The following is a 20,373-nucleotide window of genomic DNA, read 5'->3' on the forward strand; positions in this document are numbered from 1 at the left end:
GCGTTGGAATGTCGTTCAAAATGCGGATGGACGCCATGTCCCTTGCGCTTTTTCACGCCCTTTCGCCTTGCCTGACCCGTCGTTCGCCAGATCGTGAACCGATTGTGCACACGCGTGGCGGGAACTGGTTTGGGCAGGCTGGCGTGGCAGAGGTTCGCTCAGCGCTGTTAACAAAACCGCGTAGAGAATCCGGGCCAAGGCGCGCCGACGCAGACAGTACAAAGTGTACGGCAAGGAGGCGCACCGCAGGAGCGGGGGTTTTGTCAGCGGGTCTTAGTCCGCCACAAACAGCTGGGTACCTGCTTCGGCAATCACCGCCTGCATTTCCGGCGGCACCGGCTTGTCGGTAAACAAGGCATGCACCTGGGACAGATGGCCCAGTTCCACCAGCGCCGGGCGGCCGAACTTGGAATGGTCCGCCGCCAGCAGCACCTGGCGCGATTGCTGGATGATGGCTTCCGAGGTGCGTACTTCACGATAGTCGTAATCGCGTAGCACGCCGTCGTTTTCGATACTGGAAATGCCGATGATGCCGTAGTCCACCTTGAACTGGCGGATCAGCTGCACCGTGGCTTCGCCGGTGATGCCGCGGTCGCGCTTGCGCAACACGCCGCCCAGCACGATGACCTCGCAGTCCGGGTAGTCGCACATCATGTCGGCCACGTGCAGGTTGTTGGTGATCACCCGCAGGCCGCGATGGCGGTGCAGTGCCTTGGCCACTTCCTCGGTGGTGGTGCCGATATTGATGAACAAGGACGCATTGTCGGGAATCTGTTTGGCCAGCAGCGCGGCCAGCCGGCGCTTTTCCTCGATGCACAGCACCTGACGGGCGTTGTAGGCCACGTTTTCCACACTGGACAGCACGCTGGCACCGCCGTGATAGCGCTGCAGCAGCTGGTGTTCCGCCATCAGCGCAATGTCGCGGCGTATGGTCTGGTGGGTGACGCCAAAATGGGCGGCCAGCTTTTCCACGGTGACATAGCTTTCGCGATGGACGATGCCCAGCAGTTCCTGCTGGCGCTGATTGAGAATGATCATGGTGGCGGGTCGTTTGTCAGTATGCTGCGGTGTTGGAGGCTGCCTGATTCTACATGAGCGGCGCATTTCGCCAAATGCTGTCGGCTTACGCGGCGGCTTCAATCCAGCCGGCGCAAGCGGCGGCGGAAGGCTTCGGCCATGCTCAGTTGGCGCGGGCCGGGCAGGATGCGGAAGGACTCCCCGGCGCGCAGTGTGCCGGTTTGCAGTACCGCCAGATAAAAGCCGCAATGGCCGCTTTGCGCCATCAGCTTCACCGCCAGGCGCATGTCCATGTGCGCCTGAAACTTGAAGCAGGGTTGGCGCGGCTCGGTAATTTGCAGTCGGCAATCGGCAAATTCCAGCACATCGCCCACGTAGGCATCCTGTTCCAGCAGGCCGCTGATGGTGAGGTTTTCTCCCAGCATGCCGTGGTGCAATGGGCTGCCGGCATGGCGCGAACCATGCTGCTGGCAGGCTTGCTGCCAGAACGGGTAGTGTTCCAGCGGATAGGCGTAAACAGCCTTGGCCAGCCCGCCGTGCACCGTGGGGTCGGCCTGCTCGTCGCCCGCCAGCCCCAGCTTGCCCACCGCAATGGCTTCGGGCCGTTGCAGGGTGCTGACCGGCAGCTTGTTGATGCCGCTCATGATGCGGCGGCCTTCGATCAGCATCGGGCTGACCGCTGCCAGATTGATGGAGTGCAGGGTGGGGCTGTCTGTCATGTCTGCCTCATGTGGTGTGATTGGCCATGGCACCCACCAGCGCAGCCAGCGCCAGGCAGCTGGTCAGGCCGGGGGATTCAATGCCGTACAGGTTGATCAGCCCGGCCACGCCATGCTGGGCTGGGCCTTGAATGACAAAGTCGGCATCCGGCTCGCCCGGCCCCGCCAGTTTGGCTCGTACCCCGGCATAGCCCGGCTGCAGCGCGCCGTCCGGCAACTGCGGCCACCAGCGGCGGATGCTGTGATAGAAGGCAGCAGCGCGCGTTGGGTCCAGCCGGTAGTCCACGCTGTCTATCCATTCCACATCCGGGCCGAAGCGTGCCTGTCCGGCCAGATCCAGCGTCAGGTGGCAGCCCAGCCCGCCCGCTTCCGGCAGCGGGTAAATCAGCCGCGAAAACGGCGAACACCCGCTCAGGCTGAAATACACGCCACGCGCGTAGTGGGCTGTCGGGATGGTTTCACGTGGAACACCGGCCATGCTGGCGGCAACGGCAGGTGCCCAGGCCCCGGCTGCGTTAATGACTGATTTGGCCTGGATGGTGATGCCGGCGATTTCCAGTTCCATGCCATCCCGCATTACCCGGCCACGGCTGAGCTGGGAGTGGCAGGCCAGTTGCGCGCCGTGGGCTTCGGCATCAGCCAGCAGGGCTTGCAGCAAGGCGTGGCTATCGATAATGCCGGTGGAGGGAGACAGCAAGGCAGCATGTGTGTGCAGCGCCGGTTCCAGTGCCCGCACCCCGGCGGCATCCAGCCATTGCAGGTCGTCCACGCCATTGGCGACAGCGCGGTGGGCAATGTCCTGCAAGCGCGGCATGTCGTCAGCTGTGTTGGCCAGCAGCAGCTTGCCGATACGCTGGTGCGGGATGTGCCGCTCGGCGCAATAGCGGTACAGCATGGCCCGGCCCTGCACGCACAGCCGCGCCTTCAGGCTACCCGTGGGGTAGTACAGCCCGGCGTGAATCACCTCGCTGTTGCGGCTGCTACAGTGCTGGCCAATCTGGCCTTCCGCCTCGCAAATCAGCACTTCGCGCCCGGCCATGGCCAGTTGGCGAGCAATGGCCAGCCCCACCACGCCCGCGCCTATTACCACGCAATCCACCTGCTCCATCACAGCCGCCCGGCCAGTTGTTCTGCTGCCAGCCAGCCCAGCAAGTGAATGTCCTCGGCCAGCTGGGTGGACCAGGGCTGGCCGCAGTTGATACGCAGGCAGTGGCCAAAACGCGGCTCGGCGGAGAACACCAGACCGGGCGCAAAGCTGATGGAGCGGGAGAGCGCGGCTTCCAGCAAGGCCTGGCTGTCCAGCCCTTCCGGGCCTTCCACCCACAGCAGCATGCCACCTTGCGGCCGCCGTACCCGGGTGCCGCGCGGGAAGGCGTCCAGCACGGCATCGCTCAGTTGTTCCATTTGCTGTTTCAGCTGCTGGCGGATGCGCTGGCTGATGCGGGCGTAGTCGCCGCTGGCCAGCATCTCGGACAATACCGCCAGCAAGATGGCCGGGCTGACCAGGCTGCTGCTTTCGCGCAGCCGTTCCAGCGCGGCGTGGTGACGCCCGCCGGACAGCCAGCCCAGGCGGAAGGCCGGGGCAAAACTCTTGGTGAAGGACGAGCAGTAAATCACGTCGCCGTCACGGTCCCAGGCCTTGAGCGGGCTGGGGTGCTGGTTGCCGAAATACAGCTCGCCAAACACATCGTCCTCGATGATGGTGAGGCCATAGCGGCGCGCCAGTTGCAGCAGGCGTTTTTTGTTGTCGTCCGGCATCAGCGCGCCGGTGGGGTTCTGGAAGTTGGTCACCGTCACCAGGCATTTCACCGGGGCACCGTGGCGCAGGGCGAATTCCAGCGCCTCCAGCGACAGCCCGGCATCCGGCGTGCAGGGAATTTCCAGCGCCTTCAGGCCCAGCGTCTGCAGGGTTTGCAGCAGGCCGAAGTACACCGGTGTTTCCACTGCCACCACATCGCCCGGGCGGGTGAGGTGGCGCAGCGACAGGCTGATGGCCTCGGTGATGCCCTGGGTGAACAGGATGTGGTCGGCCGGAATATCCAGCTGCCAGCTAGCCGCCAGCCGACGTATTTGCTGGTACAGCTGTTGCTGGTCGGCGGTGGGCAGGTAAGCGCCAATCAGCTCCGGCTGGCGGGCCAGCCGCATTTGCATGCGCCGGGACAATTCCTGCGCCGGATACAGGCTGTGGTGCGCCTCGGCCATATGCAATTGCTGACGGGTGGAGGACGCCGACAGGCGGATCAGATTGCTCATGCGGCTGTCCACGTCCACCAGTGCGGCGGCGGTGGGGCCGGGCAGGGTGGCATGGCTGTTTTCCGCCACATGACGCGGCAAGGCCGCAAAGAAACCGCTGCGCGGACGTGCCACCACACGCTGTTGTTCTTCCAGATAGCGATAGGCCGCCAGTGCCGTCAGCGTGTTGACGCCGTGTTCGGCCGCCAGTTGACGCACGGCGGGCAGGCGGCTGCCCGGCGGCCATTCGCCACTGTCCAGCCGCGCTTGCAGCTGGCGGGCGATATGCAGGTAGAGCGGAGTGTCGGTCATCGCTGTTCTATATAACAGATTCAGCCCAGTCTACGCTGTTTGCCTGGCGTGTGGGAAGGCAGACCGGCCGACATTGTTTACCCTGTGTGCATTGACGCATCCTGGAGTTCATCCATGTCCACGCTTTCCCCGCGAGAGTCCGCTGCCAGCCAGACGCATGCTGATCGTGTGCCGTTCAGCTGGTCCCATTTCTCGCCTTCGGCCGGGCTTGCCGCAGTGCTGGCACTGCTGGTGGGTTATTCCGGCCCCTTTCTTATCATTGTGCACGCTGCCCAGTCCGCCGGGCTGAGTGCCGCCCAGCTTGGCTCCTGGGTATGGGCAGTGTCCATTGCCTCCGGCGTGGCCGGTATCTGGCTGACCCTGCGCTGGCGGGTGCCGGTGATTACCGCCTGGAGCACGCCCGGCGCTGCACTGTTGCTGGCGGCGCTGCCCGGCGTGCCCTATGGCGAAGCGGTGGGGGCGTTTCTGGCTGCCGCCGTCATTGTCACCCTGGTGGGGGTGAGCGGTGCCTTCGACAAACTGATGAAGATTTTCCCGGCCTCGCTGGCTGCCGCCATGCTGGGCGGCATCCTGTTCCACTTTGTTGCCGATGTGGCCGGTGCCGCCAGCCAGCAGGCGCTGCTGGTGGTGCCGATGACGGTACTGTTCTTTGTCGGCCGCAAGCTGTTTCCGCGCTTTGCGCTGCTGGCCGCCATTGGCCTGGGGCTGGCCATTGCCAGCTGGCAAGGCATGTATGGTACGGCGGGCAGCTGGCAGGGCAGCAGCGGCCCCTTGTTCACCATGCCGCAGTGGTCGTGGACGGCCTTCATCAACCTGGCGCTGCCGCTGGCGCTGCTGGCACTCACCAGCCAGTTCTTGCCGGGCATGGCGGTGCTGTCTGCTTCCGGTTATCACATTCCGGCCCGCTCGCCGGTTACCGTGCTGGGCTTGGCCTCGGTCATCACCGCCCCGCTGGGCGGGCATGGTGTGACGCTGGCGGCCATCATCGCCGCCATCTGCACCGGGCCGGAAGCCCATCCGGACCCGCAACGCCGCTATATGGCCGGGCTGGTGTGCGGTGCGCTCTACATCGTGCTGGGCATTGCCGGTGGCGCACTGGCCGGCCTGGTGCTGCTGCTGCCCAAGGCGCTGGTGGTGACTGCCGCCGGGCTGGCGCTGTTCGGCACGCTGGCGTCCTCGCTCACTGCCGCCTTGATGGACGAAGGCCACCGCGAAGCCGCCTTGCTCACTTTTGTGGTGGCTGCATCGGGTGTCACCATCGCCGGGCTGGGTTCGCCGCTGTGGGCGGTGCTGGCCGGTGGCAGCGTAAGCTGGCTCTTGAAGGCGCGCCCCAAAAGCACGCCGGCCAGCAAGCCGGTGATGCAGGGCAAAAACTGAAAATTGCGCCAGACAAAACAATGGCCGCCTGCATGTGCAAGCGGCCATTTTTTATTGGTAGGACAGGGTGAAGGTGGCTGTGGCTGACATGGAGCCGGGTGTCACCGCACCGGTACGGATATATGAGGCGGTGAACGGGAAGCTTTGCACACCGGCGAGGTTGGAATTCAGCACAATCTGGTTGGTGGTGCCAGGCTCGGCTGAGTCCGGACCAAAGCTGATGATATTACCGTTGTATTGCAATTGAATACCTACGCCTTTGGCGATCGATGCTGTAGTAGAGGTCAGAATATTCGTGGTTTGGCCAATCTTGTTATTGTCGGTAAAAGTGATATTCAGATTGGTATTGTTCGGACAATTAATCGTCAGGATGAATGGCGTGCTGCCTGCACGACTATTTATGCTGGGCAAGGCATTGCTGGTTATTTTAGGGAGGATGATATTGCTAATGCTGGCTGATTGTAAGCTGCAAGTATTAACAGTCATATTGAATGGCAAAGATGACTGATATGTAGACGTGAATGTTATTTCGCTATCGAAGAGATTATATTCTCTTATGGCAAAATTATTTCTGAAAATGGTTATGTTGGTGGCATTGCTGATGGCGCCAATCCGGTAAAGTTGGAAGTGGAGTTTGGCATTGAATGTTGCGGTGGTTGTACCGCTGACAGGTACTTTGCAGGTAGTAAAGGGAACCCAATAAATTCCATTTCCCAAGCAAAAATTTGTGGGTTCTAGTCCAATTGCATAGCCAATTCCAGGCACACTCGTCGTATAAATCATCTTTCCCATGATCAGGCTTGAACTACCTCCGGGATCACTTACTGTTCGATATGAAAGGCTAGGGTTTTCAGTGCCGGTAGCCTTGCACGAGCCTAGCGATTGCTCCGGCGTAATGATTTCACTGCTAATTTTCCCCTGCAGTGGAATGTTGTTTAAATTGAAATTAAGGTTTGGTATCGTAACTACAACTTCGCTTCCAGTGCAGGCAGCAAGTCCTGCGTGGGAAAGGAAGAATGAAAGTATTATCAATATAAAAAAATGGCTTGTGCTACATGGCAAAGCCATGTTTGCCGGTTTATATATAACAAACCTCATATGGTTTCCTGTTAATTGAGTTTAATGTGCGATGTTGTAATTTTATTGATGATGCAAGAATGCTGGCCTACGTGCTTGATTTGAGCTTTTCAAGGCTGAATCAGGTTTTAAATTCTAGTCAAATAAAATAATGCCATATCAATGATTTTTCCTGAAAAGCATTGGAAATTTCTCTGTCTCAAAAATTGACTAGCAGTAAATATGTCAAAGCAATATTTAATTGGTATGTAATAAGATTTCTGCGATGTTTTCTGCTGCCTGCTATCAGCAGCGCCGTAGCACGTTGCAGCAGCCCAGGCCGGATAGCTTGTTGATATTGGTCGGTAATGTAGATGCGCCGATGCACTACCACGACAACATCTTTCCCTTTGTGCAGGGTTCCCGTTTTTGCTATTTCTTTGGCCAGAACCTGCCGGGCATGAGGGTGCTCTCCGGTGGAAGTGTCAGTGGGCTGCTGAAGGCTGGCCATAAAAGCACATCAGCCGGCAAGGCGCTGATGCAGGGCTGAAACTGAAAATTGCGCCAGACAAAACAATGGCTGCCTGCATGTGCAAGCGGCCATTTTTAAATGTATAGAAAGAATCTGTCAGTTTGCGGAGCTGGATTTACATGTTTACTGATACGAAAAAGTAAATGTAACCTCGGCTGTAAATGCGCCAGGTGTTATTGGCCCAGTGCGAATAATTCCAGCAGTAAATGGAATGGATTGTGTTCCTATCATATTACTCTTTACCAGAAACTGATTTGTAGTGTTGATATTGGGTGAATCCGGGCCAAGTGATACCAGGCTGCCATCACCTTTTTTAATTTGTACGGCAATACCTTTGGCGATAGAGTTGCTATTGATTAAAATCTGATTGCTTGTATTGACAATATTATTGTTGTCGGTAAAAATCATGTATGTATTTACACTGTTTGGGCAGGTTAAATTTATGCTGAATGGAGTAAATATTGAAGTGCTGCCTACATTTGCAAAATTATTTACCGTGGCGGAGGGTAAGTTGACATTGAGGTTTTTAGCGTTGACAGAGCACGATGCGGCGGTAATAGTGAGTGATGTGCTATTCAAGATAAGTGGGACCGTTGTGGTTACATTGGTGGCACCATCTCTCATCTGGATGTCGGCTATAGTTTTGGATACGGTAAAATTAGTCCCTGTAGTGAGAGTGCCAGTGCTGACGAATTGTAAGAGATAATTAAAACCATATGATGCCCAGCCGTCATTGGGTGCGTTCAATATCTGTTGTGCAGATGATCCAAGTGGTAAAGTTTTTCCCAAGTTGGCATCAGGACTACCTACCTGTAAAATGTAGCCGACTCCTACTATACCCGTAGGAAATATTGGGTAAGATGTGCCATTTATCGTATATGTAATGCCACTGAGTGGTGTGTCTTTGGGGGAGACCCATACTTGGGGGTTGGCAGTTTGTGCTTTTGAAAAGAGAGTAGGGTTTTGGCAATAGAATACATTTTTTTCAGTGCCGGTTGTTGCCGTGGAAAGTGCTGCGCCAATTGTCATGGAGTTGGCGGCTCCTATCCATGTTATCGGCGTCGGCATGATATTTATTGAGCTTGCAGTCCATAATGCATGAGAACCAACATTATTTAGACCAGTACAATATATGTTTGCCGAAGAGGTTGAATAAATGGCGGAAAAAAATATTGCCAATAAAATGCGATAAGTGTTTTTTGCCATTTTTTTACCTTGTAGGAAAGTGAATGGTGGGGTTTGACGAATATTCTGAAGTCATCCAGAAGATTTTTCTCTAAATATATAAAACAGATAGTTTTCTATTTCTGTAAGAAAATTCTTAATATAAATTAGTGCTATCCTATTGTAAGCATTGGGTGCGAAAGATGTGATGCTTTGCGGGACAGTGGCAAGAATGGGCCGTGCCCGTCGGCCAGCAAGCCGGTGATGCAGGGCAAAAACTGAGTGTTGAGTCAGAAAAAACAATGGCCGCCTGCATGTGCAAGCGGTCATTTTTATTGGTAGGACAGGGTGAAGGTGGCCGTGGCTGAGAGTGAGCCAGGTGTCACTGCTCCGGTACGGACATAAGACGCGGTGAACGGGAAACTTTGAACGCCGGTGAGGTTAGAATTCAGCACTATCTGGTTAATGGTGCCGGGGTCAGAGGAGTCCGGGCCAAAGTTGACTACCTGCCCGTTATATTGCAGCTGAATGCCAATCCCTGTTGCGGTGGATGTTGTTGTAGGGGTAAGTGCGCTGCCGGTTTGCCCTATTTTATTATTGTCAGTAAAGGTCAGAGCAAGCTGTGTAGGACTTGGACAATTAATACTGATATTGAATGGAGTGCTGCCAGAGGTACTGCCAACATTCTGAAATTTCTGGCCGTAGACAGTCGGTAAAGCGACACTGACAGTACTGTTTTGTAATGTGCAGCCTGCATTGGTTATTATTTTGAAAATATTGCCAGATAAATAATAGGCAACTAAAGTATCATTGTTCGAGCTGCTGGACAGTGCAAACAAATTCGACGAGTTGGGAATGATAATAGAAGTGGCTGGTATATTATTGGAAAGCTTGTATAGGATGATATGTAGACGAGCTTGGTATGTGTAAGTTTTATCAAGGTTTGCAGTGTCTGCGCAATTAACGCTAGAGCTTATCCACATGGTGCCTTGGCTTGTACAGGCATTGAGCATTTCTATGCCCATACTAAATCCAACAGATTGGGTGTTTGCAGAATAAAAAACAGTACGTCCATTGATGGTTGTGGCGGTAGTTAAAGATTGTCGGTTAAAGGTAATATTTCTCCAGGTATCACCTGCGTCACAAGTTGTTACATCAAATGGTGGACCGATCAACTCACTGCCAATAACTCCTCCGATAGGAATGGTATTGCGGTTGTAGGTGAAACTTGGAATGTTAATGACCTGTTTGGGATTAGTGGATGGATTAATACATGCGGCGAAGCTTATTGGTGAAAATAGCAAGACAAGTAAAATGGTGTAGAAGTATTTCATGTGATCCTCGCGATAGATTATCAACTTATTTAATGTTGTTGAGATGGTGAGTCATGCATGCACATCATGAAATGCAGCAGGGAACGCAATTTTTAAGCATGATTCTTGAGGTGTTTATTTATTTTAAATAAATGTGCCGAGTAAGTGAGTGCTAGTATTCAGTACGAATAAAATGTATCAACGAAATAATTTTCTATCTGATAAGTAACCGGATTCAAGTGGTGTAGCTGAAATGGTTAATGACCATTCTGGATAAATTGCGATATAAAACCCCTGATGTAGTTAAGAAATTTCCTAATCAATACGGGAATGGGTAGTGTTTTTGTAGTGATTTACGTGGCGGTTTGGAGGAAATATCTGGTGTGAGAGGTAGCTCGACCCTAGGCAATCCATCACATGATTTGGCAGATTTTTTTGAAAAAATGACAGTTCAAGTTATGAATTGCAGTACGGTTGCTGTTGGTGAAAAGTAATGTTCGGCGGGTAGCATGACATTGCACTGATATGGATGTTGGCGCAGATTTTTTTGGTGGTCACGGCAGTGGTGGTGCTAGCCATGTAGGGCTCTGCCGTGTACAGTTGCCGGGCTGTATACAATCCGCAGTTTGAGCGATTTTCCGCCATAAAATGCCAGCTAGCCGGCACTTGCGCTGATGGTATGGCCAGATAAAGGAGTGTGTGTGATGTTTTCTGCTGCTACCTATCAACAGCGCCGTAGCGCGCTGCAGCAGTCCATGCCGGACAGCCTGTTGTTGTTTGTCGGCAATGTGGATTCGCCGATGAACTACCACGACAACATCTTTCCCTTTGTGCAGGATTCCAGCTTCCGCTACTTCTTTGGCCAGAACCAGCCGGGCATGGCGGCGCTGATTGATACTGCCGCAGGCACTACCACCCTGTTCGGCAATGAGCCGGAGGTGGCCGACATTGTGTGGACCGGGCCGCAGCCCACGCTGGCCGAGCGCGCCGCCACTGCCGGCATCAGCCACAGCCAGCCTTATGCCGCGCTGGAGCAGGCCGTGGCCGCAGCCCGTGCTGCCGGGCGCGCCGTGCATTATCTGGCACCCTACCGTGGCGAGACCAGGCTGGAGCTGGGCCGCCTGCTTGGCGTGCATCCGGCCGAGGTGGCGGCAGGTTTTTCCGCTGCGCTGACCCGCGCGGTGGTGGCGCTGCGTGAAATCAAGAGCGCGGAAGAAGTGGCGGAAATGGAAGCCGCGCTGGCGGTGACCGGTGCCATGCATGTGGCCGCCATGCAGGCCTCGCGCCCCGGTGTGGTGGAACATCAGGTGGTGGGCATCATGGAAGGCATCATGCGCCGTCACGACTGGCAGCTGGCTTATCCTTCCATTTTCTCGCGCCGGGGCGAGGTGCTGCACAACCATGCTCACGACAATGTGCTGCAAAAGGGTGACCTGGTGTTGAACGACACCGGCTGTACCTCCGGTGGCGGCTATGCCAGCGATATCACCCGCACCTTCCCGGTGGGCGGGCGTTTCAACCAGCAACAGCGCGAGTTGTACAACATTGTGCTGGACATGCAGTTGCAGGCCATTGCCGCCATCAGGCCAGGTGTGCGCTATCTGGATGTGCACAAGCTGGCCGCAGCTGTGATGGTGGAAGGCATGCGTGCGCTGGGCTTCTTCCATGGCCTGGTGGAGGAAATTGTCGAATCCGGCGCTTACGCCATTGCCTTCCCGCATGGCCTGGGGCATCAGATCGGCATGGACGTGCACGATATGGAAGGCCTGGGCGAGGAGCTGGTGGGCTATGACGACAGCGTGCAGCGCAGCGGGCTGTTCGGCCTGGGCTATCTGCGGCTGGGCAAGGCGCTGAAAGCCGGCATGGTGCTGACGGTGGAGCCGGGCATCTACTTTATCCCGGCACTGATTGCGTCCTGGCAGGCGGAGGGCCGTCACAGCCAGTACATCAACTACGCGCGCTTTGCCGACATGACCGGTTTTGGCGGCATCCGTATTGAAGACAATGTGCTGGTGACCGAAACCGGCAGCCGTGTGCTGGGTGAACCCATCCCCAAGACGGTGGAAGAGCTGGAAGCCATCATGCAGATGTAAGCCTTGCAGCCTTGCAGCCAGAAAAGAAACCGCCGTCATCGGCGGTTTTTTTGTTGCGGCCATGGCGGGCTGTACTGGTCATGCTACGCGCAGGCGTGACCGTGGTGTCTGGCCGACATGGCAAAGATGCCGTACAAGGGGCAGGTCAGGCAGGGGAGGCCGATGATTTGTCAGCATTGCTTGTGACACTGCCAGCAATTGCTGAACAGGCAACACTTATTTGCAGCTTGGGCTTAACAGCGGCCTTGCATCCGGAAAATCCTGCCTAGAATGAAATCTGGACCGGTGTGGGGGAGACAGCGCCGGTACAGCCCGTCAGCGACGTGTCAGCCAGCCTGCCGCGCCACTGTGACCAGGCCTTGCAGCCTAGCCAGACAACAACATCGATCCAGCTGGAGAGTCACATGGAAACTTCATTTCAAGCGCTGCCATCCATGGCCATGCCCAAACATACCGATCTGGTTCATCTGGACCAGCGCCCGCAGCGCCCCATCAATCTGAAAAGTCCGGCCCTGGAGGTGATGACCGATTTGCGCATCATCGACCCGGTGAGTATTGGCGAAGATGAAATGCTGCGTCATGCCCACAATCTGATGATCAGCCGCGGTATCCGCTTGCTGTTTGTGCAGGATGACGACAGCCGGCTGGTGGGCTTGATCACGGCTTCCGACATTCTGGGCGAGCGCCCGGTGCAGTGCATGCTGGAACATGGCAAACGCCACGATGAAGTACTGGTGCGCGATGTGATGACCCCGCGCAGCGAGCTGGAAATGCTGTCGCTGGCTGATGTGCAGAACGCCACCGTGGGGCATATGGTGGCCACGTTGAAGCAGCAGGGCCGTCAGCATGCGCTGGTGGCAGAGCTGGATCTGAACACCGGTCATTACCAGCTGTGTGGCATGTTCTCTTCCTCGCACATGGCACGGCGGCTGGGCATGCCGCTTAATTTCATGCGCGTGCCGCAGGCGCTGTCGGAAATCCAGCATGCCTTGCTGCACGAAGGCTGATCCCTATGCGGCGGGCCGGGCTTATCTGCCTTAGCCCGCTGTGTCTTGTGGCACCGCCGTGCTGTACTTGGTGGTTTCCATCACCACCAGCGATTCAAACTCGCGCACATTGTCATTGCTCATGATGTGCTCGCGGCAGAAGCGCTCGTAATCACCCATATCGCGTACCAGCACCACCAGCACAAAGTCCGGCCGCCCGGTCACGTGGTAGCACTCCACCACTTCCGGTGCGGCGCGGATGGCCTGCTTGAAGGCATCCACCAGCGCAATGCGCTCCCGTTCCAGAATCACGTTCACCACCAGCCGCAGTGGCCGACCCAGCACCGCCGGGTCTACCAGTGCCACTTCGCGGCGGATGATACCCTCGCTGCGCAGCCGCTTGAGCCGTCGGGTAACGGCGGTGGGCGACAGGCTGACGGCTTCGGCCAGTTCGTCGTGAGTGCGGCGCGCGTCTTCCTGCAGCAGGGCCAGCAGTTTGCGGTCGTAGCTGTCCAGCTGTTTGTCCTCGGCCATCTCAGTATTCCTGCATTGGATATTCGAAATCTTCAGTTTGCGTGCATTCTGCTGCAGTAAAACGCATCAGTGCAAGCTGGTGCGCTGCTTAAACTGGCGGCATCCATCGGAGATGCCGCATGTCAGCTTCCAGCACTACCCTGAACCCTTTTCTGTCCCACAAGGCTACGCAGTCACGCTGGCTACCGCTGGCACTGTTTGCCGGGCTGGTTACCTTGTGGGCCTACAACTACGTGGTGATGAAGCAGACCTTGCAGGCTACCACGCCCATCACTCACCTGATTCTGCGTACCACGCTGGGCAGCCTGACGCTGTTTGGCGTGCTGCTCGCGCGCGGCAGGGCCATCCGGCCGCAACGCCTGCTGCAGGCTACGCAGGTAGGGTTAAGCACCACCTGTCTGTACAGCTTGTCCATCACCTTGGCGCTGGTGACGGGGGCCGCCGGGCGGACTTCGGTGCTGGTGTTCACCATGCCGTTTTGGGTGGCGCTGCTGTCACGCTGGCTGTTGGCCGAACCGTTTGGCCGCCGTACCCGGCAGGCGCTGGTTGCCGGTTTTGTCGGGCTGATGCTGATTGTGGCGCCCTGGCAAATGCATGGCGGGGTGCTGCCGATGTTGCTGGCGGTGCTGGCCGGCTTCTTCTGGGCGCTGGGTTCGGTGCTGAGCAAGCGGGCGACGCGCGGTGGCCAGCTCGACAGCCTGAATTTTTCTGCCTGGCAGGCCTTGATTGGCCTGCTGCCCCTGCTGGCTTTGTGGCCGTGGGCGGACTTTGCCCATATTCAATGGTCGGTCGGTTTTGTGCTGGGACTGCTGTATGCCGGGGTGTTGTCCAGTGCGGTGGGTTGGCTGGCCTGGCTGTGGCTGCTGAAACGCCTGCCGGCCAGTACGCTCAGTTTCAATGCGCTGGTGATACCGTTATTGGCGGTGGCCATGGCCGCGCTGCAGCTGGGAGAATGGCCGCTGGAGCGTGAGTTGGCCGGGATGTTGCTGGTGGGGATGGGGATTGTGCTGATTGCCCGGCGCTGAGCTGGGCTTACCAAGCAAAAAGGCCGCTGCAGAGCGGCCTTTGGCATGTGGGAGGCGTGGTGTCAGACCACCAGCGAAATCAGGGTACCGACGGTTACCGCCGCCGCTGCCCAGCGCCCGGCGGTGAAGTAGCTGTTTTCTGTCTGGGTGGGGGCCGGTGCTGGGTCGGCGGCGGGGTCCGGCAGATTCAGCACGCCATAGGTGAAGGACTTCACCGCAGAAGGCGAGCTATCGTCCGCGCTGGCGGCATTGCTGTCACTGCCCGCAGCATCGGCCTTGCCCTGGCTTTGCAGCTTCACAATGGTGGAAGGTGAAGCGTTGCTGGCCGTCTTGCCGTCCTTGTCCAGTGTGGTGCCGTCCTTGCTGCCCTTGGCGGCTGTCTTGCCGGGGCTGGCTAGCGTGCTGGTGCCGCTATTGTTCACCGCGTTTGTTTTGCTGATATCCATCACGGTCTCGCTGCATACAAATGATGATCGGATGCTGCATTATCGGCATGTGGCAGCGGCGACATGAGGGTGCAAGATGTAAAGATAAGGTAAAGAAAGGTTAAGCGATGGCGTGACAGGCTTAATCCAGCTGCTGCACTGTGTCGCCGGCGGCGGCGCTGCAATCATCCGCCATGTCGTCCCAGCCTCGATGTGTGATCAGGGTTTTGCCGCGCAGGCAAACCTGGATGCGCTCGGTGCCTTCGGCCTGCTGGCGCACAAAACCTTCAATGGCAGTGGGCAGGCTGAGCAGATAGTGGTTTTCCGCCAACTCGCTGTCCGGGTGGTCGCCATTGTGCACCAGCGGTACCACATTGGTGGCCCACACCATGTAGCGGTGTTTCACATCGATGGTATCCGGGCGGTAACGCTGTTGTTGCAGCCAGTCCTGTGCCTGCTTGCGGCCATCACCTGCGCGCGGCAACTGCCCCCAGGCGTGGGCCAGCAGCTCTACCAGCCACTGGTTGCAGTTCTGGTAGCGGGTGGAAAAGGGGTAGGCGTTGGCGCTGTAATCCGCCCCCAGCAGTTGCAGTGACAGCTTGTTGTCCAGCGCGGCCTGTACCAGTTGGTCTTCCTGTTTGGCCGGCAAAAGCAGGATGGACAGGTAGACATTGCTGCCTTGTGGCTGGTCGATCAGGAAACCCGGCAGGCCCTGATCGTACAAATGCGGTCGCTGCTCGTCACAGGCGTAATACAGCTGGCGTACCGACCATGGCGAATTGGGATTGTTGCGCAGGCTGATGCCGGCGTGCGACAGGCGGATATGAAAGCGTTCCAGGTCCAGCCCGGAGCGGGAGATGATGGCCGCCTGATGGCCGGATTCATCCAGCAGCTGGCGTACCTGCTGGCTGAACAGCAGCAGGTCGCTCTTGCGTGCCACGCTCTGCTGCGATGACTGCTCGCAAAACAGCAGCGAGCCGGCAGCGGCCGGTTTGACCAGACAGGCCGACACCGCCAACAGCCCTGCCAGCCACCACGCCTTCATGCGCAGGTTTGGCGACATGCCAGGCAGAATCAGGACACCACCTTGGGTTGCACTTCAGACTTCCACGCCTGATCCAGCAGCAGGGCAAACGGCTGCTGGTTGTCGGCGCGGGCAAAGGCCAGGCCATACGCCTGTTTTTGGGCATGTACGATCTGGCCTACTTCCACGCCGCCGTGCTTCACATCGGCCTGGGCCACAAACAGGTTGAAGGGTTCTGTGGTGTTGGCGGCGGCTACCGGTACCAGCGTCAGCTGGGTTTTGCCCGGTTGGTCGGCCTGGGCGACGGCAACCACTTTGTAATCACCCTCGGCGATATTACCGATGGCCTTGGACGAATTCTGCAGCGAGGTGGACACGCTGCCCACGGTGGCGCTCACGCTGTCGGATACCGACAGCAGGGAAACGGCGGCATTGGCCTGGCCACACAGCAGGCCCAGCATCAGAAAGCAGGAAGAGGCAACGGTTTTCTTCAGTGTGATCATGGTATCGGCTTTATCCATCCAGAACGGAATCTTGCGAGTGAAAGGTCATTGCCGCATCGGCCCTGTGCGGGCAATCGACCTGCCGGCAAACGGCAGTGGCAAGATGGTGTCTGCGCCTGCCAGCCATACCGTAGTGGATTCGGGCTGCGTGCGCACGCGTATTCTTCCGGCTGGGACACCGGATTTACAAGTGTTTTTACAAAATTTGATGCTGCAGCAAAGGTGCAGGACATCGGGTCAGGCAGCTTGCCGTGCAGCTGGCAAGGCGGCAAGATCAGGCAGCTAACCGCATGTGAAATACGCTCGGCAGCGCTTGTCTGTCCGGCAATGGCTAATGCAAGGATGAACCATGAACCGGCCTGCCAGTCCCGCCCCAGCCCCTTTGCCCGGCCACGACAGCCCATCCAGTCGGCCAGTGTCGCTACATGCCATCGTGGCCACGGTAAACGTGCTGGCTGAGCAAGGCATTGCCGCGGCCGATCTGCTGGCAGGCAGCGGCATTCCGCCAGAGCGTCTGCTGGAGCCGGCCCGGCTGATCAACCACCATCAGGAACTCACCGTCTTCGACAATGCCCGATGCCTGTCACAGGACGATGCCCTTGGCCTGCGGCTGGGCCATGCCATGCATACCTCCAACTACGGCATTCTAGGCTACACCATGCTGGTCAGCCCCACGCTGCGGGTGGCACTGGAAACTGCCATCCGCTTTCCCTTGCTGCTGGCCAGCTATTTCACCCTGCGGCTGGAGCTGCGAGACAAGGACGCCTGGCTGATTGCCGATGATTATCGCTACCGCGCCGATCTGCTCAGTTTCAATGCCGAGATGTGCCTGTCTTCCATGTGGACCATCGCTCGTGACTGCATGGGGGTGCGCTGGTCGCCCAAGGCGGTACACATGCGCTTTTCCCAGCCCGCGCATGCCGGGCTTTATCCGGCCATTTTTGGCCAGGCCGGCAGCTTTGCCATGGCGGATAATGCGCTGGTGTTTCCGGCCAAATGGCTGGATCGGCCACAGCCGCTGGCCGATGCGGTCAGCTTTCACATGGCGCAGGAGCAATGCCAGCGCCAGCAGCAGCAATGGGCCAGCAGTCATGGTTCGGCGCTGGTGGCACGGGTGCTGCGTCTGATTCAGTCCGACCCGGTACGCTTTGCCCGGCTGGATGAGCTGACCGCCACCTTGCACATGTCCGAACGCACGCTCAGACGCAAGCTGGCAGCATTGGGAACCTCCTTCCAGGCCTTGCTGGATCAGGCCCGGCACCAGCAGTCCCTGCATTTGTTACAGGAAACCAGCCTGTCGATCGGCATGATCGCGGAGCGGTTGGGCTTTGCCGAATCAGCCAGTTTTCGCCATGCCTTTGCCCGCTGGACCGGCAAACGGCCATCTGATTTGCGGCGCTAAGGTCTGTTGCCATCTTCCCGTCAGCCCCGGTTTCCCTGCTGGTTCTTGCTCTTCGGCCAGTAGACAAACGCAGCGCTCGGCTCAGCTGGCGCACAGCGTGTAGTCGCATTCTGTTGCCGCCTTTTTGGCCGTAATTATCCCTTAGTTGACCGCTATGTATCTTTCCGCTGCCGGGCTTGTTGGCAGAATGAATAAAAAAAGACGGACCACTCCGGGTAGTTGACCAGACCTGTTGCACATCCTAGCCAGGGTAGTGCCATACCACAGCCACGGTATGGCGCAGGCAGGCCGGATCTCTTGCTCGCAATGCCAGCCCGAGCGGCAGCCCCATGCTGTCATCGCCCGCGGCGGCACCATGTCCGATCACACAAAACGGAGGAGAAACCACATGAGCAAGATCGCTGTTGTCGCCAAGCAGATGGCGGTTGCACCAGCCCCGCGCCAGCACAACTGGCAGTTGGCCAAATCCCTGAACCTTCAGACAGCAGGGCCGGGCGCGCATACCAGCCTGCGGCCCTTGAGTGTGCGTGCGGCTGCCTGCCAGACCGCTTTCGCCCGCTGCTGACGCTGGACGATCATACCCGCACGCCGCACTGCGGCTGATTCCATTCCCTTGCACGTAGTGCCACTGCTCTGCCGGCGGCAGACCGGGCTGGCACGCTCATTTCACTGGTTTCCACAGGAGGACTGCCATGACCGGCAATCGTGTGGCAATTGAGATCGACCATGTCTGTAAGCGTTTTGGCCATGATGAACACGCGGTACTGGCACTGGACAGCATTGCGCTGAAAATCCGCGAGAACGAATTTTTCACCCTGCTTGGCCCCTCCGGCTGTGGCAAGACCACCTTGCTGCGCATGATTGCCGGATTCGAGGATGTCAGCGGTGGCGACATCCGCCTGTATGGCGAATCGCTGTCCGGCAAGCTGCCCTTCCAGCGCCCGGTAAATACCGTATTCCAGAGCTATGCCTTGTTTCCACACCTGACCGTGGAAGAAAACGTGGCCTTCGGGCTGGAAATGCGCGGTGTCAAAGCCGCCGACATCAAGCCCATCGTGGCGGAAAAGCTGGAGCTGGTGAAGCTGGGCGGTTTTGCCCGCCGCCGTCCGCACCAGCTGTCCGGCGGGCAGCAACAGCGGGTGGCGCTGGCCCGTGCACTGGCACCGTCGCCCAAGGTCTTGCTGCTGGACGAATCCTTGTCCGCACTGGATTTGAAGCTGCGCAAGGAAATGCAGGTGGAACTCAAGCGCCTGCAACGCGAAACCGGCATCACCTTTGTCTTCGTCACTCACGATCAGGAAGAAGCGCTCACCATGTCCGACCGCATCGCGGTGATGTCGGCGGGCAAGCTGCAACAGGTGGGCAGCCCGGAGGATATTTACGATCGCCCGGCCAACCGCTTCGTGGCGGATTTCATCGGTGAAACCTCCTTCCTGCAAGGCCGGGTGGCCGATGGACTGCTGCATTTCGGCCAGGCAGGCAGCCTGCCTGGCCAGGTGCTGGACCAGTCGCACGAGGGGGCTGCCGCACTGGCGGTGCGCCCGGAGCGCCTGCAACTGTCCACCAGCGGCAGCGGGCTGGCCGGTGTGGTGTCCGAGGTGGTGTATCGCGGCGTGGATACCGTCTACACCGTGCAACTGGCCGACGGTCAGCCCTGTCGCGTGCGCAGCAGCAACAGCGCCGGCGCGGCGCGGCTGGCGCGGGAAGGGGATGCCGTGGCAATTACCGCCTTGCCGGGTGCCTTCCATCGTCTGCAGGAGGCCGACCATGTCGCTTGACCCGCAACGGCGCTTGCGCCGCAAGCTGCTGCTGGCCCCCACCACGCTCACCCTGCTGCTATTCATGGTGCTGCCCATGCTGCTGATGGCCTGGATGTCGGTGCTGGCGCCGGACACTTATGGCGGCGTGCGCTGGCATGAATGGAGCCTGGATGCCTATGTGCAGTTTCTGTACGAGCGCGATCTGGACGACAGCCTGACGCTGAACAGCGATTACCTGCAAATCTTCGGCCGTTCGTTTTTGCTGGCCGGTTTTGCCACGGTGGTGACGCTGCTGATCGGCTTTCCCACCGCGCTGTATATCGCGCTGAAAGAGGAAAAAACCCGCCAGCGGCTGATCCTGCTGATTTCCATCCCGTTCTGGACCAACCTGTTGGTGCGTACCTACGCCTGGATGCTGCTGCTACGCAACGGCGGGCTGATCGACAGCAGCCTGGCGGCGCTGGGGCTAAGCCAGGGCGCGCTGGATGTGCTGTACACCCCCACGGCGGTGGCCATCGGCTTTGTCTATTCCTTCCTGCCCTTCATGGTGCTGCCCATCTACACCAGTCTGGAAAAAATGGACTGGCGGCTGGTGGAAGCGGCGTTCGACCTGGGTGCCAACCGCTGGCAGGCCCTGCGGCGGGTGATTCTGCCGCTGGCCATGCCCGGCATCGTGGCGGGCTGCCTGTTGGTGTTCATCCCGGCCATCGGTTCCTATTACATCCCCGAGCTATTGGGCGGCGGCAAGAGCCTGATGATAGGCAACCTGATCCAGAACCAGTTTGGTACTGCGCGTAACTGGCCGTTCGGTGCCGCGCTGTCCTTCATGTTGCTGGCACTGGTGCTGCTGGTGATGTGGATCTACACCAGGCGCTTCCAGCGCCCACCGGGAGAATGAC

The 20,373-nt window shown here is 58.2% G+C and carries 20 protein-coding genes; 9 read left to right on the forward strand and 11 right to left on the reverse strand.

Annotation, left to right across the window (positions count from 1 at the left end; translation table 11 throughout):
- Positions 1-273 precede the first annotated feature (273 nt).
- From QVF59_RS19715 to QVF59_RS19730, 4 genes are all read right to left on the reverse strand, one after another.
- Positions 274-1,038, reverse strand: coding sequence for a DeoR/GlpR family DNA-binding transcription regulator (locus QVF59_RS19715; protein WP_045845984.1), 765 nt, complete (start codon positions 1,036-1,038; stop codon positions 274-276).
- Positions 1,039-1,136: 98 nt separating this feature from the next.
- Positions 1,137-1,736: an MOSC domain-containing protein gene (locus tag QVF59_RS19720; protein ID WP_287882110.1), complete on the reverse strand. Its 600-nt coding sequence runs from the start codon at positions 1,734-1,736 to the stop codon at positions 1,137-1,139.
- Between the two features lie 7 nt (positions 1,737-1,743).
- Entirely contained in the window at positions 1,744-2,844 is a 1,101-nt protein-coding gene (locus QVF59_RS19725) for an NAD(P)/FAD-dependent oxidoreductase (RefSeq protein ID WP_287882112.1), read from the reverse strand.
- Positions 2,844-4,280 carry an aminotransferase-like domain-containing protein gene (locus QVF59_RS19730; RefSeq protein WP_287882114.1) on the reverse strand — a complete coding sequence of 479 codons (1,437 nt, stop codon included), beginning with the start codon at positions 4,278-4,280 and terminating at the stop codon, positions 2,844-2,846. Before QVF59_RS19730 ends, QVF59_RS19725 begins: the two co-directional genes overlap by 1 nt.
- 114 nt (positions 4,281-4,394) lie before the next feature.
- Here QVF59_RS19730 and QVF59_RS19735 point away from each other — a divergent pair, with 114 nt between their 5' ends.
- Positions 4,395-5,657 (forward strand): benzoate/H(+) symporter BenE family transporter, encoded by a 1,263-nt coding sequence (locus tag QVF59_RS19735; RefSeq protein ID WP_287882116.1) that lies wholly within the window; start codon positions 4,395-4,397, stop codon positions 5,655-5,657.
- Between the two features lie 51 nt (positions 5,658-5,708).
- Here QVF59_RS19735 and QVF59_RS19740 read toward each other — a convergent pair whose 3' ends face one another.
- Complete coding sequence (locus QVF59_RS19740) at positions 5,709-6,755, reverse strand: fimbrial protein (protein WP_287882117.1); 1,047 nt, start codon at positions 6,753-6,755, stop codon at positions 5,709-5,711.
- 244 nt (positions 6,756-6,999) lie between these two features.
- On the opposite strand from QVF59_RS19740, the gene QVF59_RS19745 reads away from it, so the two are divergent.
- Entirely contained in the window at positions 7,000-7,263 is a 264-nt protein-coding gene (locus QVF59_RS19745; RefSeq protein ID WP_287882119.1) for an aminopeptidase P N-terminal domain-containing protein, read from the forward strand.
- Positions 7,264-7,368: 105 nt separating this feature from the next.
- On the opposite strand, the gene QVF59_RS19750 is transcribed toward QVF59_RS19745, so the two are convergent.
- Positions 7,369-8,451, reverse strand: a complete 1,083-nt coding sequence (locus QVF59_RS19750) for a fimbrial protein (protein WP_287882121.1) — start codon at positions 8,449-8,451, stop codon at positions 7,369-7,371.
- Between the two features lie 290 nt (positions 8,452-8,741).
- On the reverse strand, positions 8,742-9,743 hold the full coding sequence (locus QVF59_RS19755; RefSeq protein WP_287882123.1) for a fimbrial protein: 1,002 nt from the start codon (positions 9,741-9,743) through the stop codon (positions 8,742-8,744).
- A gap of 683 nt (positions 9,744-10,426) precedes the next feature.
- Here QVF59_RS19755 and QVF59_RS19760 point away from each other — a divergent pair.
- On the forward strand, positions 10,427-11,815 hold the full coding sequence (locus QVF59_RS19760; protein ID WP_287882124.1) for an aminopeptidase P family protein: 1,389 nt from the start codon (positions 10,427-10,429) through the stop codon (positions 11,813-11,815).
- A gap of 404 nt (positions 11,816-12,219) precedes the next feature.
- Complete coding sequence (locus tag QVF59_RS19765; protein WP_159880614.1) at positions 12,220-12,822, forward strand: CBS domain-containing protein; 603 nt, start codon at positions 12,220-12,222, stop codon at positions 12,820-12,822.
- Between the two features lie 30 nt (positions 12,823-12,852).
- On the opposite strand, the gene QVF59_RS19770 is transcribed toward QVF59_RS19765, so the two are convergent.
- A complete protein-coding gene (locus QVF59_RS19770) occupies positions 12,853-13,335 on the reverse strand; it encodes an Lrp/AsnC family transcriptional regulator (RefSeq protein ID WP_159880615.1) in 483 nt (160 codons plus the stop codon).
- 119 nt (positions 13,336-13,454) lie between these two features.
- Between QVF59_RS19770 and QVF59_RS19775 the strand changes: the two genes are divergently transcribed.
- Positions 13,455-14,360: a DMT family transporter gene (locus QVF59_RS19775; RefSeq protein ID WP_287882128.1), complete on the forward strand. Its 906-nt coding sequence runs from the start codon at positions 13,455-13,457 to the stop codon at positions 14,358-14,360.
- Positions 14,361-14,422: 62 nt separating this feature from the next.
- On the opposite strand, the gene QVF59_RS19780 is transcribed toward QVF59_RS19775, so the two are convergent.
- The 3 genes from QVF59_RS19780 to QVF59_RS19790 form a co-directional block, all read right to left on the reverse strand.
- Positions 14,423-14,806 carry a hypothetical protein gene (locus tag QVF59_RS19780; RefSeq protein WP_159880617.1) on the reverse strand — a complete coding sequence of 128 codons (384 nt, stop codon included), beginning with the start codon at positions 14,804-14,806 and terminating at the stop codon, positions 14,423-14,425.
- A 121-nt stretch (positions 14,807-14,927) separates the two neighbouring features.
- Positions 14,928-15,848 carry a DUF2145 domain-containing protein gene (locus tag QVF59_RS19785; RefSeq protein ID WP_287882130.1) on the reverse strand — a complete coding sequence of 307 codons (921 nt, stop codon included), beginning with the start codon at positions 15,846-15,848 and terminating at the stop codon, positions 14,928-14,930.
- Between the two features lie 11 nt (positions 15,849-15,859).
- Positions 15,860-16,312, reverse strand: coding sequence for a hypothetical protein (locus tag QVF59_RS19790; RefSeq protein WP_159880619.1), 453 nt, complete (start codon positions 16,310-16,312; stop codon positions 15,860-15,862).
- Positions 16,313-16,661: 349 nt separating this feature from the next.
- On the opposite strand from QVF59_RS19790, the gene QVF59_RS19795 reads away from it, so the two are divergent.
- The 4 genes from QVF59_RS19795 (at position 16,662) to QVF59_RS19810 (ending at position 20,372) form a co-directional block, all read left to right on the forward strand.
- The gene (locus tag QVF59_RS19795; RefSeq protein WP_287882132.1) at positions 16,662-17,714 is read left to right on the forward strand and encodes an AraC family transcriptional regulator; all 1,053 of its coding nucleotides are present in this window, start codon (positions 16,662-16,664) and stop codon (positions 17,712-17,714) included.
- Between the two features lie 388 nt (positions 17,715-18,102).
- Positions 18,103-18,279, forward strand: coding sequence for a hypothetical protein (locus QVF59_RS19800; RefSeq protein WP_287882134.1), 177 nt, complete (start codon positions 18,103-18,105; stop codon positions 18,277-18,279).
- Between the two features lie 127 nt (positions 18,280-18,406).
- Positions 18,407-19,492: an ABC transporter ATP-binding protein gene (locus QVF59_RS19805; RefSeq protein ID WP_287882136.1), complete on the forward strand. Its 1,086-nt coding sequence runs from the start codon at positions 18,407-18,409 to the stop codon at positions 19,490-19,492.
- On the forward strand, positions 19,482-20,372 hold the full coding sequence (locus tag QVF59_RS19810) for an ABC transporter permease (RefSeq protein WP_287882138.1): 891 nt from the start codon (positions 19,482-19,484) through the stop codon (positions 20,370-20,372). The genes QVF59_RS19805 and QVF59_RS19810 overlap by 11 nt, the downstream gene beginning before the upstream one ends.
- Position 20,373 lies beyond the last annotated feature (1 nt).

Source organism: Aquitalea sp., from assembly GCF_030150775.1.
Taxonomy (GTDB): domain Bacteria; phylum Pseudomonadota; class Gammaproteobacteria; order Burkholderiales; family Chromobacteriaceae; genus Aquitalea; species Aquitalea denitrificans.

Bases quoted from the DNA above. Each gene is read 5' to 3' on its own strand.
- QVF59_RS19715 (WP_045845984.1), bottom strand. From the start codon at position 1,038: ATGATCATTCTCAATCAGCGCCAGCAGGAACTGCTGGGCATCGTCCAT.
- QVF59_RS19720 (WP_287882110.1), bottom strand. From the start codon at position 1,736: ATGACAGACAGCCCCACCCTGCACTCCATCAATCTGGCAGCGGTCAGC.
- QVF59_RS19725 (WP_287882112.1), bottom strand. From the start codon at position 2,844: ATGGAGCAGGTGGATTGCGTGGTAATAGGCGCGGGCGTGGTGGGGCTG.
- QVF59_RS19730 (WP_287882114.1), bottom strand. From the start codon at position 4,280: ATGACCGACACTCCGCTCTACCTGCATATCGCCCGCCAGCTGCAAGCG.
- QVF59_RS19735 (WP_287882116.1), top strand. From the start codon at position 4,395: ATGTCCACGCTTTCCCCGCGAGAGTCCGCTGCCAGCCAGACGCATGCT.
- QVF59_RS19740 (WP_287882117.1), bottom strand. From the start codon at position 6,755: ATGAGGTTTGTTATATATAAACCGGCAAACATGGCTTTGCCATGTAGC.
- QVF59_RS19745 (WP_287882119.1), top strand. From the start codon at position 7,000: ATGTTTTCTGCTGCCTGCTATCAGCAGCGCCGTAGCACGTTGCAGCAG.
- QVF59_RS19750 (WP_287882121.1), bottom strand. From the start codon at position 8,451: ATGGCAAAAAACACTTATCGCATTTTATTGGCAATATTTTTTTCCGCC.
- QVF59_RS19755 (WP_287882123.1), bottom strand. From the start codon at position 9,743: ATGAAATACTTCTACACCATTTTACTTGTCTTGCTATTTTCACCAATA.
- QVF59_RS19760 (WP_287882124.1), top strand. From the start codon at position 10,427: ATGTTTTCTGCTGCTACCTATCAACAGCGCCGTAGCGCGCTGCAGCAG.
- QVF59_RS19765 (WP_159880614.1), top strand. From the start codon at position 12,220: ATGGAAACTTCATTTCAAGCGCTGCCATCCATGGCCATGCCCAAACAT.
- QVF59_RS19770 (WP_159880615.1), bottom strand. From the start codon at position 13,335: ATGGCCGAGGACAAACAGCTGGACAGCTACGACCGCAAACTGCTGGCC.
- QVF59_RS19775 (WP_287882128.1), top strand. From the start codon at position 13,455: ATGTCAGCTTCCAGCACTACCCTGAACCCTTTTCTGTCCCACAAGGCT.
- QVF59_RS19780 (WP_159880617.1), bottom strand. From the start codon at position 14,806: ATGGATATCAGCAAAACAAACGCGGTGAACAATAGCGGCACCAGCACG.
- QVF59_RS19785 (WP_287882130.1), bottom strand. From the start codon at position 15,848: ATGTCGCCAAACCTGCGCATGAAGGCGTGGTGGCTGGCAGGGCTGTTG.
- QVF59_RS19790 (WP_159880619.1), bottom strand. From the start codon at position 16,312: ATGATCACACTGAAGAAAACCGTTGCCTCTTCCTGCTTTCTGATGCTG.
- QVF59_RS19795 (WP_287882132.1), top strand. From the start codon at position 16,662: ATGAACCGGCCTGCCAGTCCCGCCCCAGCCCCTTTGCCCGGCCACGAC.
- QVF59_RS19800 (WP_287882134.1), top strand. From the start codon at position 18,103: ATGAGCAAGATCGCTGTTGTCGCCAAGCAGATGGCGGTTGCACCAGCC.
- QVF59_RS19805 (WP_287882136.1), top strand. From the start codon at position 18,407: ATGACCGGCAATCGTGTGGCAATTGAGATCGACCATGTCTGTAAGCGT.
- QVF59_RS19810 (WP_287882138.1), top strand. From the start codon at position 19,482: ATGTCGCTTGACCCGCAACGGCGCTTGCGCCGCAAGCTGCTGCTGGCC.